14 protein-coding genes and 1 tRNA gene are annotated in these 15,607 nt (G+C 57.4%); 7 read left to right on the top strand and 8 right to left on the bottom strand.

The features are described from left to right. Nucleotides 1-17: 17 nt before the first annotated feature. Complete coding sequence (locus J5289_RS06740) at nt 18-569, top strand: hypothetical protein (RefSeq protein WP_209206676.1); 552 nt, start codon at nt 18-20, stop codon at nt 567-569. Nucleotides 570-576: 7 nt separating this feature from the next. Here J5289_RS06740 and J5289_RS06735 read toward each other — a convergent pair whose 3' ends face one another. The 5 genes from J5289_RS06735 to J5289_RS06715 all read right to left on the bottom strand — a co-directional run bounded on the left by J5289_RS06735 (nt 577) and on the right by J5289_RS06715 (nt 5,071). Continuing rightward, the gene (locus tag J5289_RS06735) at nt 577-822 is read right to left on the bottom strand and encodes a DUF5334 family protein (RefSeq protein ID WP_247750669.1); all 246 of its coding nucleotides are present in this window, start codon (nt 820-822) and stop codon (nt 577-579) included. Between the two features lie 445 nt (nt 823-1,267). Continuing rightward, a complete protein-coding gene (locus J5289_RS06730; RefSeq protein WP_209206680.1) occupies nt 1,268-3,028 on the bottom strand; it encodes an ABC-three component system protein in 1,761 nt (586 codons plus the stop codon). After that, nucleotides 3,025-3,276, bottom strand: a complete 252-nt coding sequence (locus J5289_RS06725) for an ABC-three component system middle component 6 (RefSeq protein ID WP_209206682.1) — start codon at nt 3,274-3,276, stop codon at nt 3,025-3,027. Before J5289_RS06725 ends, J5289_RS06730 begins: the two co-directional genes overlap by 4 nt. Next, nucleotides 3,263-4,213 carry an ABC-three component system protein gene (locus J5289_RS06720; RefSeq protein WP_219276565.1) on the bottom strand — a complete coding sequence of 317 codons (951 nt, stop codon included), beginning with the start codon at nt 4,211-4,213 and terminating at the stop codon, nt 3,263-3,265. Before J5289_RS06720 ends, J5289_RS06725 begins: the two co-directional genes overlap by 14 nt. Before the next feature lie 42 nt (nt 4,214-4,255). Continuing rightward, nucleotides 4,256-5,071 carry a metallophosphoesterase gene (locus J5289_RS06715; protein WP_209206685.1) on the bottom strand — a complete coding sequence of 272 codons (816 nt, stop codon included), beginning with the start codon at nt 5,069-5,071 and terminating at the stop codon, nt 4,256-4,258. 67 nt (nt 5,072-5,138) lie between these two features. On the opposite strand from J5289_RS06715, the gene J5289_RS06710 reads away from it, so the two are divergent. From J5289_RS06710 to J5289_RS06695, 4 genes are all read left to right on the top strand, one after another. Continuing rightward, nucleotides 5,139-6,014: a hypothetical protein gene (locus J5289_RS06710; protein WP_209206687.1), complete on the top strand. Its 876-nt coding sequence runs from the start codon at nt 5,139-5,141 to the stop codon at nt 6,012-6,014. 162 nt (nt 6,015-6,176) lie between these two features. After that, a complete protein-coding gene (locus J5289_RS06705) occupies nt 6,177-7,523 on the top strand; it encodes an SIR2 family protein (RefSeq protein ID WP_209206689.1) in 1,347 nt (448 codons plus the stop codon). After that, nucleotides 7,520-9,322: an ATP-binding protein gene (locus J5289_RS06700; RefSeq protein WP_209206691.1), complete on the top strand. Its 1,803-nt coding sequence runs from the start codon at nt 7,520-7,522 to the stop codon at nt 9,320-9,322. The genes J5289_RS06705 and J5289_RS06700 overlap by 4 nt, the downstream gene beginning before the upstream one ends. Further along, nucleotides 9,261-10,112, top strand: coding sequence for a hypothetical protein (locus tag J5289_RS06695; protein WP_209206693.1), 852 nt, complete (start codon nt 9,261-9,263; stop codon nt 10,110-10,112). Before J5289_RS06700 ends, J5289_RS06695 begins: the two co-directional genes overlap by 62 nt. Before the next feature lie 88 nt (nt 10,113-10,200). Here J5289_RS06695 and J5289_RS06690 read toward each other — a convergent pair. Beyond that, nucleotides 10,201-10,275: transfer RNA gene (locus J5289_RS06690), tRNA-Gln, on the bottom strand. Between the two features lie 183 nt (nt 10,276-10,458). On the opposite strand from J5289_RS06690, the gene J5289_RS06685 reads away from it, so the two are divergent. Together J5289_RS06685 and J5289_RS06680 are read left to right on the top strand one after the other, a co-directional pair. Beyond that, on the top strand, nt 10,459-11,373 hold the full coding sequence (locus J5289_RS06685; RefSeq protein ID WP_209187351.1) for an MBL fold metallo-hydrolase: 915 nt from the start codon (nt 10,459-10,461) through the stop codon (nt 11,371-11,373). Nucleotides 11,374-11,403: 30 nt separating this feature from the next. Continuing rightward, a complete protein-coding gene (locus J5289_RS06680; RefSeq protein ID WP_209183052.1) occupies nt 11,404-11,865 on the top strand; it encodes a thiol-disulfide oxidoreductase DCC family protein in 462 nt (153 codons plus the stop codon). A 3-nt stretch (nt 11,866-11,868) separates the two neighbouring features. On the opposite strand, the gene J5289_RS06675 is transcribed toward J5289_RS06680, so the two are convergent. Together J5289_RS06675 and ppdK are read right to left on the bottom strand one after the other, a co-directional pair. Further along, nucleotides 11,869-12,789, bottom strand: coding sequence for a DUF1499 domain-containing protein (locus J5289_RS06675; RefSeq protein ID WP_209183051.1), 921 nt, complete (start codon nt 12,787-12,789; stop codon nt 11,869-11,871). Nucleotides 12,790-12,876: 87 nt separating this feature from the next. Next, on the bottom strand, nt 12,877-15,543 hold the full coding sequence (gene ppdK, locus J5289_RS06670; RefSeq protein ID WP_209206699.1) for a pyruvate, phosphate dikinase: 2,667 nt from the start codon (nt 15,541-15,543) through the stop codon (nt 12,877-12,879). Between the last annotated feature and the right edge of the window lie 64 nt (nt 15,544-15,607).

The raw sequence follows: 15,607 nt of genomic DNA, 5'->3' as shown, positions 1-15,607 counted from the left end.
GTATGGGGCTAACGGCGATGGGTGAGATCAAGGTTCAGCTTGCTGAAGAGGCGGAGACGGATCGTGTCAACGCCACCACGCCACAGCCCGGCGGAGTCCAACCAGGACCCGTTCCCGTGCAACAGGGATCGAGTTTGATTGACCGGATCATCCGTGAGTTCGGCATCTCGTCCGCCCACGCCCAAGCCGCCACGCGAAAGGACGAAATGTCCGTCACACTGCAGCCTGGCGAGGCGACGGAAATCAAGCTGACGATGTCGAAGGGTGCCAAGGCCGCCTATGAGTGGACGGCGCAAGGGGGTGGCCTCAACTACGATATGCATGCAGATGGAAATGGCGGGCAGACCACAAGCTATAAGAAAGGCCGATCTGAACCGCGATTCAGGCGAGCTGCTGGCTGCATTCGATGGCAAGCATGGGTGGTTCTGGCGCAACCGCACAAGCGGGCCCGTCACGGTTACCCTGAAGACCAATGGCGCGTATGTCGACATCAAGAAAGTGATGTAAGGGCATCAGGACGGCGCAGGTCATACTGCGCCGTCCTGATAGTTTGGAAGTCGACGACCTGACGAAGGGTCAGTCTGACTCCATATCGAACGTCCGGTATTCTCCGCTGTCATTGTCATAGACCTCGACCTCGACGGTGCTGCCGTAGAGCCGAATGCTCTGGACGTCGACGTTGCGGACTTCGCCAGAGTTGTGATCGAAGACCTCAATGCTGCTGCCTGACCTGACAAGATTTCCCTTGCCTATTTCGACAGAGCCACCCGTGCCGCTATCAACGCCGTCCCAGGCCACCGCGCTTGCGATAGGGAAAGACAAGCAGAGGAGAGTCAGCAAAAACGACCTCAATGGCAATGACTTCCGCCATTTTTGTTGTCGTGGTGGCATCCGTTCTTATCTAACCCTCCGCCATGCGCACCGGCCGTCGATGCCGAAGCGATCACAGACAACGTTATAAATACACAGGCTATTACGGCTTTCATTATTTCCTCCCGAGCGAAGTTCGAACGGGCCAACTCCCGCGCAAATGCGCACACCGCAAAAATTGCATGTCTCCGAACCCAGCTCTACTGTATCGAGCCAAAGGCTAGAGTCGAGTTGTATTTTGGCCCAATTCATCTTTAGGTAAATGCGGCTACCTTGGGTTCGCCATGGATGCATTCATGAAAGGTCGGTCTTGATCAGCCAGCTTTGAACATTCCGTGTAGTCGCAAAAGTATGACAACCAGGAAAGGGAGCGTTCCCGGCACCCTGACTGATAGCCTCACTCAAACCTGAAGCCGAACAGGCCTCCTGTCGTTGTGTCACCTAGCACCACTGGCAGAACATGGTTTTTTGCGTCAAATCCCTCCGTGAACGGCAATTCTTTAAAAAGGTCGCTGTTCATCGTGACAATGTATTGACCCGCCACCGCGTGGGCCAGATCGCCGCCAATCTCCAGCGCTGTCGCAACCTGCCGCGAATCTACACCATCGAAGAGATGACTGTCGTGGATCAAGAAATGCGGCCCACCGAAGCTCGTCGACACGAGCTTGAAAAGCGCATAATCCATCGCGAATATCTCCATGTTCGCGATCCCGCCGCTGCGGCTTCCGTCGATATGAACGATAAAGCGAGGTCCGGTTTCTGTGCTCTCGATACGCAGTGACATGTTTCGATCTGCTTCATAAAGAGCGTTTAGAGCCTCATTAACAGCGAGTGTGGCGTCCCGTACGGCCTTCTCGCGAGCAGCCAAGTCAGCGTCAAGCCTCTGCTTGAGGTTAATGCGCTCTTTGCGATGTTCGCTTTTGTTGCTTTCTGCTTTCTGCAGAGCACCTTTCTGCATAGCAAGTGTGGCGACCTGTTGATTGACCTCAGCAAGCCTTCGCTGCATGTCGACCAGTTCACCAAAAGCGCCCTTTCCTTTCAGGCTCTGATAGATTTCACTCTGGCGAGTTGTGTGAGAACGTCTTTCGGCGTCGATTTCCCGAAGTCGCTGCCGATTTCGTTCAAGCTCCTGGGAAAGATGGAATTTCCGGTTCGTTACGACCGATTCATGGAAGGCAGCAACGCTTTCGAAGCCGATACGGACACTGTCCGGCAATTGAAAGCCGACAGCGTCGTAGAGCCGTTCGACATCGCTTAAAGTCGACCGCTTCTCATTCTCGATGCTGGCTTCGATATGCTTGATGCCGGTTGCATATTGAACCTCCTCGCGCGTCAACCGCTCGGCCTGCAGGCGTGAGGCGGTCACTTCCTTCATGAGGTCGTGATAGTGCTCCTCAACCTGAAAATCAGCGATCTGCTGGGACAACCTTGCAGCACGCTGCTGGGCTAGAACATGTTCAGCCGTCACAGACGCAAGCGTGGTCAGTGAAGGATTGGCGCGAATCGCGTTTTTAGCGTCCGCGTCAATTTCCTTCTTTGCCTGCTTCGCCTCGTCGAATGCGCGAACAATGGTCCAGTCCAGACCCATCATATACGAAAGTGCCGTCTGAGCTTGGGGGTCCGGAGCTTTCTCAAAAGCCTTTGCAGGATGTAGGAAGCCGCCGTTGCCGCGCCGACGAGCGAAGTACGGCAACAGCATACGAAAGGTCGGGCCGCCGTCTTCGAAGACTGTTTTTTCGCGTTGTAGCGGAAGTCGAAACATCACATGACCGAGCCACGCATTCCAATTTCTCACAGAGGTGTACGGCTCGATGAGGTCGCCTTCCTGCACGAGCGGTGTCTCAGGTTGACTATCGAACTCGACATAGACGCGATCCGCCATATTAACATGCCTGGTCACCTTGGTCTTAGTCCCGGCGATGTTGAACTCTCCCCAGAACGATGTCCTGGCCAAAGCTTTAGCGACAAACGGCGTACCTTGGGTGATATCGCCACCCAATAGGAAATGCACGATCTCAATGATGCTCGATTTCCCGGCGCTGTTTCGCGTTTGCTTCTCTGTCGAAATCTCGCTTTCATCGGCCAAAAGAATATTGAGGCCGCTATGGAAAGTGATCGTCCGAAACGATGGAAGCGAGCTACCGACAGTGATGATCATGGCTTCACCGCCCGGCGAATCCGCAAAAGCCCATCGCTCATTTCGATCATCTGTAAGGCATAAAGAAAAGTGAGAGCTAAGGTAAACCAGTCAAAGCCGAGGATTTGCCCGCGCGTTTTTCTATCCGCGCTCACACGTTCCCAGACCTCGCTGACCGAGCGAGGCGTCTCGTTGATCACCGTCAGAACCTCGCCACCTACAGTTATCAGGGCGCGGTCGGCGGGCAAGAATTTGCTAGGCAGGATCATTGATGACTTCCGGGTATTTTGCCTTCTCTTTATCCTCGAAGATAACGCAGGATTCAAACATGCTCGCCATTATTGCGAGAGCGGCTTCGTAGCGGCCATTGTGTTCCGAAACAAACCCCGCAAGTTGTTCATGCAGGGTCTCCAGAATGGTCTTCGGCAACAAATCTTGTTGTTTAAGAAGCTTGTATCGTTCGTGAAAATAGCGCGGCGCTAGCTCCGCCGCTTTCTCAGTAGGATAGTTGCCGATCACGTACTCTACCGTGTGCGCGTGTTTCAGCCAGGTGATAAGATGCTCTCTCCAGATCGGAGGAATCTTATTGTGGTCCAGCTTATCAAGCGGGACCGGTTTGATCGGAAGGGCGGCGAGCTTCTTTTCGATCCCCGAAGAATAAATTTCGTCGATGACACCGTCGAGGATTTCAGAGATGAGTCTAGGCAGCTCCTCAACATGAGAGGCGTTCAACGCTCGGATGCCGATAAGCTCTTCGAGGTTGTCCGCTGACTGTTGCGGTAGCAATTCACGGAAATTATTGATCCCAAAAAATCCGACTTTTATACCGTGCTTTTTGCCCTCAATTTCGAGCGCAAACAATTCCTTAACAATCGGGGCCGGAACATCAATGAGATTGTGAGTAAATCGCCATTCCTTGAGATTTTCGTAGTTTATGCGAGCCGTATCGAAATCGGCTTTCATCTTGCCAGTGACGTTAGCGATATTATTGACCACCCCATTTTCCGCACCATAGCATTGATAGAGCGTGTCGCTGCTTCGCATGTAGCCGTCCATGCCGCCGTCGCCCAGCGAGCCATGGGGTCTGACTGGGATGTAGTCATCTGGATACAAGCAGCCCATAAACTCTGCAAAGAACTTCTGAAAACTTGTCGAGGTGCTTTTCCTCAAACGCAGTTCAAGCAACTGCCGCCATTCACGCGCCACTATCATCCCTCCAGACGTCCCACGCAGATTCTCGTAGAAGTATCAATGTGGGGTTTGTGGAAAGCAAGATAAGTTGCGGGCTTCGGCAACCAACGAGCTGCTTTTTGTCGCCGAAGCCGGTGAAACACGTTCGACGACTACCTCGGCACCATTCACGCTTGTCATCAGGAAAGCTGGTGTGTTCTCGCAACTTATCCTGCAAGCTGTCAAACGGTTGGTCGTGAAAGCACCAGTATCCAGTGCTATCCGGTTCGGATAGACCTCTGGTAAGCCAGAGCGCGTGATCGAATGCCCGTGTACAATGACCTTTTCAAACGAGCCGGAATACAGCAGGAAGTCGTCACGAATTGAACGAATATCGTAGGTGGACTGGGCTTGGAGCGTGATCCCAGGTCGAATTCCGGCGTGCACTAAGAAGTAATCACCTACCACAACCTGACTGACGGCGTGTCTTAATAGGGTGTGATGATGCTCATAGTACCTGCTGATGAAATCAGCGAACTGGCCGACGGACGGACGAGTTCCAGGGAGATACGATTCTATCGTTGCTCGGCCACCGTTACCTTCAAGCCAATTGATCGCATCGCTATCGGTCAAAAGACCTTCCATCGCCAGCAAGAAATACTCGTCATGATTTCCTAGAATAAGCTGCGAGCCAGGGAAGCGATCAAAGGCTTCGTCGATAAGTTCAAGCGCCTCTTTGCTGTCCGGGCCTCGGTCGACGATATCGCCAAGGAAAATGATCTTTGGATTTTCGCCAACGGCGTCATCAGCAATCGCATCCAGAAGGGGCCGGAGTAAGTCGGGGCGGCCGTGCACGTCGCCAATAGCGTAGACTGGTCGTTCAAGCTCCCTCACAAAATGCTCTCTTTTCCCTTGCAAAACCAGATGTGAAACTCGTTATCGCGAAATATGGAAACGAGCAATGCGCTACCCTCATCCTTCTCGGGCAATAATGTTCGACACCCTATTTGAGAACCGGATGCATGAGCTTGCCAGAACATATAGGGCATCCATTGAGAATTCAGACCTGTGCAACACCTATAATCAGCAGAAGATTATTCAGAACTGGGCTTCGTCCAAAGAATTTGCAGGGATGCAGCCCGATGAACGCACCGAGCGATTCGAAACCTTGGTTGGCCTCAAATCGCTGGCCGAAGACGTTATGCTGCACGGAGGTCGGCTCTTTGATATATCCAACCTTGCTGACCAGTTTAAGTCTAACAGCCTTGTCGGACGCCAGTTCGAAAAAGAGCGCTTACCGTTCGAAACGATCTTCGTTTCCTTTGGAAAAAGGCGCGAGCTAGCGGTTGATGCCGACGAAGACATATTTTTTGAGGGCGCTTATGTCCGGCAAACGGTCGAGTACGGAGAGCTTCTTTTCGACGTCGCCCTGGTTTGCAATGACCCGAAATTCGTCAATGAAGACCAGAACATAGGCGACATGCTGAAGGGTTTGACGCGGTTCTACCATCAAAAAATACCCCTCGGCAAACCGCTGGAGGCGGCAACAAACTCTGTGTCATATGCCCTTGATCCATCGGTTTTAGGAGACCGATCCGCAGCGGTCGCAGGAACGCGCCTGGTCGCTCATACCATATTGTATCTCTCGCAGCCAAAGATAGAGGCTGTGTTTGGACACGATGCCGCCGCTCCCAAAAAGATGGCTCAAAGAGCCGCCATGGGTGAGTATGGTGTCCAACCAGAGTTAGATTGGCGGGGCTACCCGAGCGTCACGTACCTGGGCCACAAACCAGTGCGAGCGGTTGAAGTGCATCAGCAGCATCATCTCAAGATGTGACGACGTAAGGTACTGGCAGCGGACGCCAGCCGCACTCGCCTAGCTTGCAAGACAATACTGACGGAAATTAGCGGTATATGGCTGCATGACCGCTTGCGTTGAAAGCGGATGCGCGAATAACTCCACCCGAAACCATGTTGATCGATGAGTCGGGGAGGACCTGTGAGCGATTTTTGGACAAACAAGAAGGGCGCTGGGGGAAACCTTCGACTTCTGACCCGTGAAGGAAAATGGCTCGCATGGGAAGATCAGGAGTCTGATCCAGATGACGCCAGTAGCAAAAGGATTTCCGGAGCGAAGGGGCGTATCCACGAGGTTCTGACGCAGGCCGTCCATGCGACAAATGTGCTAACGCTCCTTGGTTCAGGGGCCTCCTTCAGCGCGAAAAACACTGGCCCACTAGAAGCACCTGGAATGAGCGACCTTTGGCACGCCGCCAGACAAAAGGTTTGCGAGAACTCCCTGACTGACCATTCAGCCTTCGACGACGTCGTCCTGGATGTTGTTGGCAGTTTGCCGCCGGAGGAAAACGGCAAACTGCAAGCAGGCGATATCGAGAATCTCCTCAGTCTCTGCAAGATGAAGCTCGAATTGATGGAGGTCCGAGCCAAGGAAAAAGAGAAGACCGATCCCGATGGACCGATTTTCAAATTGAAGGTCTTCATCGAAAAGGCCGAGAGCGCAATCCTCGGCAAAGTAGATTTTGTAGACCAGGCCACGACGCTAACTGCCCATCGTGGGTTGATCCAGAAGTTCGCAAAACGCGCGGTCGATAAGCCCCGTGTCAAGGTTTTCACGACCAATTACGATCTTTGTGTCGAAGAGGCCGCATCTCGCCTGGGCGTGGTACTAATCGACGGCTTCTCCCACAGTGCCGAACAACGTTTCAATCGTGACTATTTTCAGCACGATCTTGTCAGGAGGCAGACATCCGGCACAAAAGCCGATTACATCGATGGCGTCTTTCACCTTTATAAGCTTCACGGTTCAATTGATTGGCGACGCCGTGCTGACAGCGTAGTCATCCGGTCTCGGGCCAGCGATCCAGCCCTGAACCCCGTTCTAATCTATCCCCGGTCGACAAAATATCAGGAAGCTTTCGAAAGCCCGTACTTAGACATGTTCGCGGCATTTCAAGCAGCCCTTCGTGAACCGGATACGGCACTCTTGATCGCCGGATTTGGCTTCGCTGACGACCATATCAGTGCCCCCATCTGGTCAGCTCTTGAGTCGAACCTTAGCCTCCGTGTCATTTTGGTCGATCCGTCTTTCATCCCGGCGGCGAAGCTGGACGCGTATCCTGCACCCGACCACCTTCTGGACGTCGGGCTACCGACAAGGAAATATCAAAATCGGATGGCTCGCTTAGTCACAGAAGGCGATCCCCGAGTGACCTTGCTTAACGGCAGGTTCGAGGACTTGGTCGATGCCATTCCAGCGATCACGGGCGAGTCGGACCGGCAACGCCTTCAGATGCGGCTGGATCAGATCAGGGATGGAGCAATATGACCGATCCAGTAATCGCGTTGATCGATCCAGACAAACGCGTTGGCACTGTCACGAGGGTGAGCGCGTCTTCGATTGAGCTAACTTTACCGAAGGCGTTGGCTGCAAGCGGTCAAAGAGGTCTGGCTAGAGGCGCGACCGGTGATTTTGTTTTCATCGATTGCGACCAGGAGACGATTCTCGGCCGGATAACAGACGTATTGGTTCCAGAGAGGCAGCGGTTTGGGCTTGAGCGCCAGATGGAAGTTGATGCAAGCGCAGAACCTCAAGGGCGGGCGCAGCTTCTTGCGACCGTCAATAAAGCGACCCACAGAGTCACTCGCGGGATCAACGTCAAGCCGCGCGTCGGTGACGGGGTCTATCTCGCAGATGGTGGTGCACTTGCAGCCGCCATTCGAGAAGCGCTGCAAGGTGAGATCGAGCCGGGAAAGGATGAACGCCTTCTGGTGAATCTCGGTAGGCTGTCCGGCATCGCGGACGCATTGATTGCTATGCCACCTGAAAAGTTGTTTGGACGTCACTGTGGAATTTTTGGCGCGACTGGAGGCGGCAAGAGCTGGACATTGTCGAAGCTCTTGAACGAGATTGTTCGGCTGGGCGGCAAATGCATCCTCTTCGATCCCACGGGCGAGTTTGCTGGGAAGGTGTCTGGAGCGAAGGAATTCTCGTTCTCGAAGGCGAATGATGACCAGCCGCTTGCCAGGTTTCCTTACAGGCAACTATCTGAGATTGATCTATACGCGCTACTGACGCCATCAGCGCAAATGCAAGGCCCAAACCTTCGCAGTGCTATTAAGAGCTTAAGGCTCGCGACAGCGCTGCGGCAGGAACCTCCACGATATCCTCTCACGAAAATGGACGATGGTAGCGAGCAATACGCAGTCAGTAAGCGCGGTTATATCGAGATTGGCCAAAGCGGCGTTGTGAAAAAGGCAGGGAACAGTCGTCATGCCATGTCGCTGGCGCTGATCAACTTGTCGAAGGAACTCGATTCGCATCTCTGTGACTTTGATATCCATTTGCTTTCGGACCAGATCAAAGAAGAGTGCATAAAGCAGCATACCAACGGCCCCCTCGGCTCCTTTGGGAACCATGACGACTTTGCTTTGGGCAACTGCAATCCTTTGCTTGTACGTATCGAAAATTATTTTTCATCATCGGAATTAAGATGTCTGTTCTCAGAAGAAGGTGCGGATATTTGCAAGGAAATACAGGAATTCATTTCAAATCCGAAACAACACGCACTCGTGTTGTCCTTCGAGCACGTCAGTTATAAGTATAACACCCGAGAGCTGCTGCTAAATACGCTTGGACGCTACTTGCTGGGTCTCGCTCGCCAAAATGTCTTCCAGACATGTCCGCTGGTCTGCTTCCTCGATGAGGCTCATCAGTTCATCGGTCGATCAATAGGCGATGACACAAACCACGTCATGCTGGATGCTTTCGGTCTCATCGCAAAGGAAGGCCGAAAATACGGGCTAACGACAACGATAGCTACACAGCGCCCCAGAGACGTTCCCTCGGATGTCTTAAGTCAGCTCGGTACGCTGTTCGTCCACCGTCTCACGAACGACCGCGACCGGGAGACTATCGAGCGATCATGTGGCGAGCTGGATCGCGACGCTGCGGCGTTCATTCCCTCGCTCGCTCAAGGCGAAGCGATCATCGTTGGCCCGGAGCTTCCGGCCCCACTCCCTGTGCTGATTGATCGCCCTGAGAAAGGGCAGCAGCCGGAATCCCATGGGCCTCGTTACCAAGCATATTGGGGCACTCGCCTCGATAAAGAAAACACCGAGATTTAAAGCCTTGCGGATTTTTTGCAAACGTTACGCATCCTTGATCTCGCTGAATGGCGTCGTTCTTGGCGTGTTTTTAGCTTCCGAGTTTTTCCTCGTCGTCTTCTGGTTCATCGACATTACGAAGAACGACGACGCATTTCGGAGCTACTTCACTACAATCCTCACCATCGCTGCCACAGCGCTGGCCGCTTTGATTGCACTTTTCGGAGTTTCCCATCAGATTCGCGATGGCAGAGAACGCGATCTTCGGGATCGCGAAGCGGCGTTAGTGGCCGCCAATTCGCTATTGCCGATGGCGTTGCATGATCTCATCGAGGTTTGCGATCACAACATTCGCCGCAATTTTGACGGAAGCGATCTGATCCCGAACATAGCGCAAGTGAATCGGATGAAAACTTGCAGCGCAGAGACATTGGATGTTTTAAAGGCATCGATCCAACACGCGGCCGAGGGCGCTCAGGCGAGACTGTCAAATATCATCCGGAACTATCAGGTCACACTTGCGCGAACGGAGCAGGTGAATGGCAAGCCTCTTGTCACCCCGCTGGAGGACGAGCAGTGGGTCGACTATGAGCGAAACAATGACGCTGTGTCGTGGGCTTCCCTTAAAGCTTTGGTCAGCGAGGCCTTCGCGTACGCACGAGAAAATTCCGAATCAATTCCCGCGCAAGCCGATGCGGATCGAGTTTCTGATGCACTTGGGACAGCAGGCCTCGATTTCGGTCTCTTTCCTAATTTGAAGATCGTCCACGACGTTCGAAAGGAAGCCGGTCGCCTTTTCGTTTTCGCGTGACCAGGAACGAGCAGTTACACCACCTAAGAGGGCGTTTTGCTCAGATTCAGTGGCGAATGCTCAAAGATATGTGGCGAGCTATAGTTGCTGGCTGGGGCGCCTGGATTCGAACCAGGGTATGACGGCATCAAAGGCCGTTGCCTTACCGCTTGGCGACGCCCCAGCATGGTCGGGCGACCGTGTCGCCGAACCGAGGCCTGATTAGCAAAGCGGAGCCGCCGTCACAATCACTAAGTTTTGCAAGACAGCATATTTTTCTGATGTTCGGGGGGCGCTATGCTACGGCGGAAGGGGAAACGTACTTTGGATCGTTCGGCCTGTGCCGGGCGGGAACTGGCAGAGTGACATGGCAAGCCCCGACTTCGACCGCTCCTTCGATCCCGGCTATGGCCGTGGCGTGCCTGTGGCTCCCGGCGTCGAGCGGCTGACGGTCGAAAATCCGAGCGCCTTCACCTTCCATGGCACCAACAGCTACATCGTCGGCGCCGGCTCGTGCGTGGCGGTCATCGACCCCGGGCCGGACAGTGCTGCCCATTTCGAGACACTGATGGCCGTGCTTGCCGGCCGCACCGTCAGCCATATCCTTGTCAGCCATACTCACCGCGACCACTCGCCGCTGGCACGGCGACTGCAGCAGGAAACGGGCGCGCTTACCGTCGGACAGGGACCGCACCGGGCCGCACGCCCTTTGCATGAGGGTGAAATCAATCCGTTCGCGGAAAGCGCCGACATCGATTTCGTGCCGGATATCGCGGTGGCCGACGACCAGACGATTTTCGGCGACGGCTTTGCGCTGACGGCGCTTTTGACGCCCGGCCACTGCGCCAACCATGCCTGCTTTGCGCTGGAAGGATCCGGCATCGTGTTTTCGGCCGACCACGTCATGGCCTGGGCGACCAGCGTCGTGGCGCCGCCGGATGGGGCGATGGCCGATTACATGGCCTCGCTCGAGCGGCTGCTTGCGCGCGACGACAAGATCTTCTTTCCCGGCCATGGCGGGCCGGTGCGCGAGCCGGCCTCCTTCATGCGCGGCCTGCGCACGCACCGGCGGATGCGCGAAAGGGCGATCCATGAGCGCATCAAGGCCGGCGACCGGCTGATTTCCGACATGGTGCGGGCAATCTACCGCGATACCGATGTTCGCCTGCATGGCGCTGCCGCGCTTTCCGTGCTGGCGCATCTGGAAGATCTGGTGGAAAAGGGAGTGGTCGCGACCGACGGCCCGCCATCGCTGCTCGGCACCTACCGCCCGGCCGCCTGAGGCTCACAGATACTGGCCTGCACAAAAGGGATGACCATGGCGCGCACAAGAGACTTCAGCTATCGCGACGATGCTGCCGTTCCCGATTTCGACGACGGACGGCCGATCATCGTCTTCGACGGCCATTGCGTCTTCTGTTCGGCCTGGGTCCGCTTCGTCCTCAACCAGGACCGCAGGGGTCGCTACCGGTTCATCGCCGCGCAGACGCCGCTCGGCGATGCGCTCTATCGGCATTACGGCCTCGAGACCCGCGACTACGAGACGAACATGCTGATCGAGAACGGTCGGGCCTATCTGAAATCCGATGCGACGCTGCGGGTGCTGGCCGGGCTCGGCCTGCCGTGGTCGCTGGCCGGCGTGGTGCGCATCGTTCCACGCGGATGGCGCGATAGGCTCTATGGCTTCATCGCCCGCCACCGCCTCGATATCGCCGGAAGGCGCGAAAGCTGCTACGTGCCGACGCCGCAGGAGCGGGCGCGGTTTTTGGCGTAACGCTCAGTTGCCGGCGATTCCCAGAAGCTCCGCATCGAGAGCCTTCAGATAGGCCTCGGCCACGCCGGCGCTGACGCCGAGATCATGGGCGCCGTAGCGCGATGCAACGCGGATATCGACCAGCGTCGTCTCAGCTTCCTCATGCAGGCGGATGACCACGTCGAGCGGCAGGCCGATGATTTTCGTCCTTGTCTCGCCCTGCAACGTCACGTCGGTGACGCGCTGGATCAGCGTGGCGATCGGATCCTCCCCTTCCAGCACGCCCTCCGGCCGCTTCATCGGGATGGGGCCGATATCGGGCGCCACGACGATCGGGCCGCCGCGCTGCGGCTTGACCGGCAGGTCGTCGATGGTGGGGTCGCGGATCTCCGTGCCTTCGGCCCTGACGAAGGCGATGCCGCGTTGTCGCGCGACTTTCCGCACCGCCAGCAGCACACGGTCCATCGCCCCCTCGTAGCGCCGGCCCGTCAGTTCCGGATAGGCCATGCCCTGCGCCTCGCGGGTGGCGGGCGTGATCCTTGCGTCTCTTGAAAGCCAGAGTGCATCGACGCGCGGCTGGGCAAGCCAGGCCGGCGGATTGGCAAGATCGGTCGTCACATCGAAAAGCTGTGGACGGGTGACGTATCGTTGCGTCGCAAGCCCAAGCAGCGCCAGCGGGAGCGCGGCATAGACCAGCGCCTTCATTGACGAGACACCGGCAACTGCGCCGGTTTTCCAGAGCTGCGCCAGGCCGATGACAGCCAGAAGCACTGCCACGGCTGCAAGGACTGCCGACACCAGCAGGAAGAGGGCGAGATAGGGCGTGGTCAAGGGCCCGAAGCGATGGTCGAGCAACGTCAGGATGCACAGCACCAGCGCGAAGGCGGCGACCAGTCGCGCCGCTTTTGCAGCACCGGAGATAGGTCGATCGAAACGAATGGTCATCGGGGGCTCATCGGATCGGCGGCCGGAAAGGACAGTATCGAGCCTCTGTTTAGAGCACGGTTTTGGTAAACGAAACGCCTCGCATCGTCACTTCCGTCCCTTGATCGTTGCCTGGGCGGCCGCAAGCCTTGCGATGGGCACACGAAACGGCGAGCAGGAGACATAGTCGAGATCGATCGATTCGCAAAAATGGATCGAGGCGGGATCGCCGCCGTGTTCGCCGCAGATGCCGAGCTTGATGTCGCCCCGGGTGCGCCGGCCGCGCTCCGTGGCAATCTGTATCAGCTCGCCAACCCCATCGAAATCCAGCGAGATGAACGGGTCGCGCTCGATGATCCCCTTGCGCTGATAGGTGGGGATGAAGGCGGCGGCGTCGTCTCGCGACATGCCGAAGGTCGTCTGGGTCAGGTCGTTGGTACCGAAGGAGAAGAACTCGGCAGCCTCGGCGATGACGTGGGCCCTGAGGGCTGCGCGCGGCAATTCGATCATCGTGCCGACGAGATAGTCGATGCTCATGCCCGCCTCGCCCATCACTGCGGCGGCAACCGCATCGATGCACGCCTTGACGTAGTCGAGCTCGGACTTGAGACCGACCAGCGGCACCATGATTTCCGGCACCACCGCAGCCCCGGTCGCGCGCGCCGCTGCGACCGCCGCCTCGAAGATGGCCCGGGCCTGCATCTCGACGATTTCGGGGTGGGAAATCGCCAGCCGGCAGCCGCGATGGCCGAGCATCGGGTTGAATTCATGCAGCGCATCGACCCGCTGGCGCAGGAAGACAGGCGATATGTTCATGGCGGCGGCGACTTCGGCGATCTCGGCATCGGTCTTCGGCAGGAATTCGTGCAGCGGCGGATCGAGCAGGCGGATGGTAACGGGCAGGCCGTGCATGATCGCGAACAGCTCGGTGAAATCGGAGCGTTGCATCGGCAGCAGCTTGTCGAGGGCGGCGCGTCGTCCGGCCTCGTTTTCGGCAAGGATCATCTCGCGCATCACATGGATCCGGTCGCCTTCGAAGAACATGTGCTCGGTGCGGCAAAGGCCTATGCCTTCGGCGCCGAACGCCCGTGCGGCGCGCGCATCGGCCGGCGTGTCGGCATTGGTGCGCACCGTCATGCGACGTGTTCCGTCGGCCCAGGCCATGATGCGGGCGAAATCGCCGGAGAGCGCCGGCTGGGTCATGGGCACCGCGCCCTTAACGACATGGCCGGCCGAACCGTCGATGGTGATGATGTCGCCGCGTCCGAACGACATGCCGGGGGCGATCAGCCGCTCGTTACGGACATCGAGACGGAGATTGCCGGCGCCGACGACGCAAGGGATGCCCATGCCCCGCGCTACCACGGCCGCATGGCTGGTCATGCCGCCGCGCGTGGTGAGGATGCCCTCCGCCGCGTGCATGCCGTGGATGTCCTCCGGACTGGTCTCGACGCGCACGAGGATCACTTTGCGGCCTTCCGCCCTTGCAGCGACCGCTTCATCGGCGGAAAAGACGATGGCGCCGGTGGCAGCGCCGGGCGATGCCGGCAGGCCGTTGCCGATGACTTCGCGATAGACGCGCGGATCGATGGTCGGATGCAACAGCTGGTCGAGCGTCGAGGGATCGATGCGGATAACGGCCTCGTCCTCGCTGATGATTCCCTCCGCGACCATGTCGACGGCGACCTTCATCGCCGCCTGCGTCGTGCGCTTGGCGACGCGGGTCTGCAGCATCCAAAGCTTGCCGCGTTCGACGGTGAATTCGATGTCCTGCATGTCGCGGTAATGGGCCTCGAGCTCGGCGCAGATGCGGCTGAAGCTGGCGAAGGCTGCCGGCATCAGCTTTTCCATCGACGGGCGATCGGAGCCAGAGGCGATGCGGCCAGCCTCGGTGAGGCTCTGCGGCGTGCGGATGCCGGCGACCACGTCCTCGCCTTGCGCCTTGACCAGGAATTCGCCGTAGAGCTCCTTGTCGCCGGTGGACGGATTGCGCGTGAAGGCGACGCCGGTTGCCGATTCGTCGCCGAGATTGCCGAACACCATCGCCTGGATGGTGACGGCGGTGCCCCAGGCTTCCGGAATATTGTGCAGCAACCGATAGGTGGCGGCGCGCGGGTTCATCCAGCTGGCAAAGACGGCGCCGACCGCACCCCAGAGCTGGTCATGCGGATCCTGCGGGAAGGTCTTGCCGAAATCCTCCTCGATGACGGCCTTGTAGCGGACGACCACCGCTTGCCACTCGCCGGCTGTCAGATCGGTATCGAATTCGTGGCCGAGCCGGCCCTTCTCGTCCTCGAGGATTTCTTCGAAAACCTCGTTGTCGATGCCCATGACGACATCGGCATACATCTGGATGAAGCGGCGATAGCTGTCCCAGGCAAAGCGCGGGTCGCTGGAATCGATTGCCAGCGCCTCGACTGCCTCGTCGTTGAGGCCGAGATTGAGCACGGTATCCATCATGCCCGGCATGGAGGCGCGGGCACCGGAGCGCACCGACACCAGCAGCGGACGCTCGGCGCCGCCAAACCGTCGCCCGGCAATCGCCTCCATCTGTGCAAGGCCCGCCATGACCTCGTGCTTCATCTCGTCGGGAAAATTGCGGCCATTGCCGAGGTACAGGCAGCAGGCATCGGCAATGATGGTGACCCCCGGCGGCACAGGCAGGCCGAGGTTGCACATTTCCGCCAGATTGGCGCCCTTGCCGCCCAGAAGCTCGGGATCGCCGGCCCGGCCTTCCGCCTTGCCGTCGCCGAATGTGTAAACCCACTTGACCATTGCGCACGCCCCTCAAAGGCCAATCGTAATCGATCCCCGAAGAATTGAAAGGCGACAAATACGG

Origin of the sequence: Rhizobium sp. B230/85, from assembly GCF_019355735.1 — a bacterium.
Lineage (GTDB): Bacteria > Pseudomonadota > Alphaproteobacteria > Rhizobiales > Rhizobiaceae > Rhizobium > Rhizobium rhododendri.
Note: the sequence above shows the minus strand (reverse complement) of the source record. Positions and strands in the feature narration are given on the sequence as shown.

Excerpts from the sequence above, each read along its gene's own strand:
- J5289_RS06730 (WP_209206680.1), bottom strand. The coding sequence starts at position 3,028 with ATGATCATCACTGTCGGTAGCTCGCTTCCATCGTTTCGGACGATCACT.
- J5289_RS06680 (WP_209183052.1), top strand. The coding sequence starts at position 11,404 with ATGACCATGGCGCGCACAAGAGACTTCAGCTATCGCGACGATGCTGCC.
- ppdK (WP_209206699.1), bottom strand. The coding sequence starts at position 15,543 with ATGGTCAAGTGGGTTTACACATTCGGCGACGGCAAGGCGGAAGGCCGG.
- J5289_RS06700 (WP_209206691.1), top strand. The coding sequence starts at position 7,520 with ATGACCGATCCAGTAATCGCGTTGATCGATCCAGACAAACGCGTTGGC.
- J5289_RS06685 (WP_209187351.1), top strand. The coding sequence starts at position 10,459 with ATGGCAAGCCCCGACTTCGACCGCTCCTTCGATCCCGGCTATGGCCGT.
- J5289_RS06695 (WP_209206693.1), top strand. The coding sequence starts at position 9,261 with ATGGGCCTCGTTACCAAGCATATTGGGGCACTCGCCTCGATAAAGAAA.
- J5289_RS06725 (WP_209206682.1), bottom strand. The coding sequence starts at position 3,276 with ATGATCCTGCCTAGCAAATTCTTGCCCGCCGACCGCGCCCTGATAACT.
- J5289_RS06675 (WP_209183051.1), bottom strand. The coding sequence starts at position 12,789 with ATGACCATTCGTTTCGATCGACCTATCTCCGGTGCTGCAAAAGCGGCG.
- J5289_RS06740 (WP_209206676.1), top strand. The coding sequence starts at position 18 with ATGGGTGAGATCAAGGTTCAGCTTGCTGAAGAGGCGGAGACGGATCGT.
- J5289_RS06710 (WP_209206687.1), top strand. The coding sequence starts at position 5,139 with ATGCGCTACCCTCATCCTTCTCGGGCAATAATGTTCGACACCCTATTT.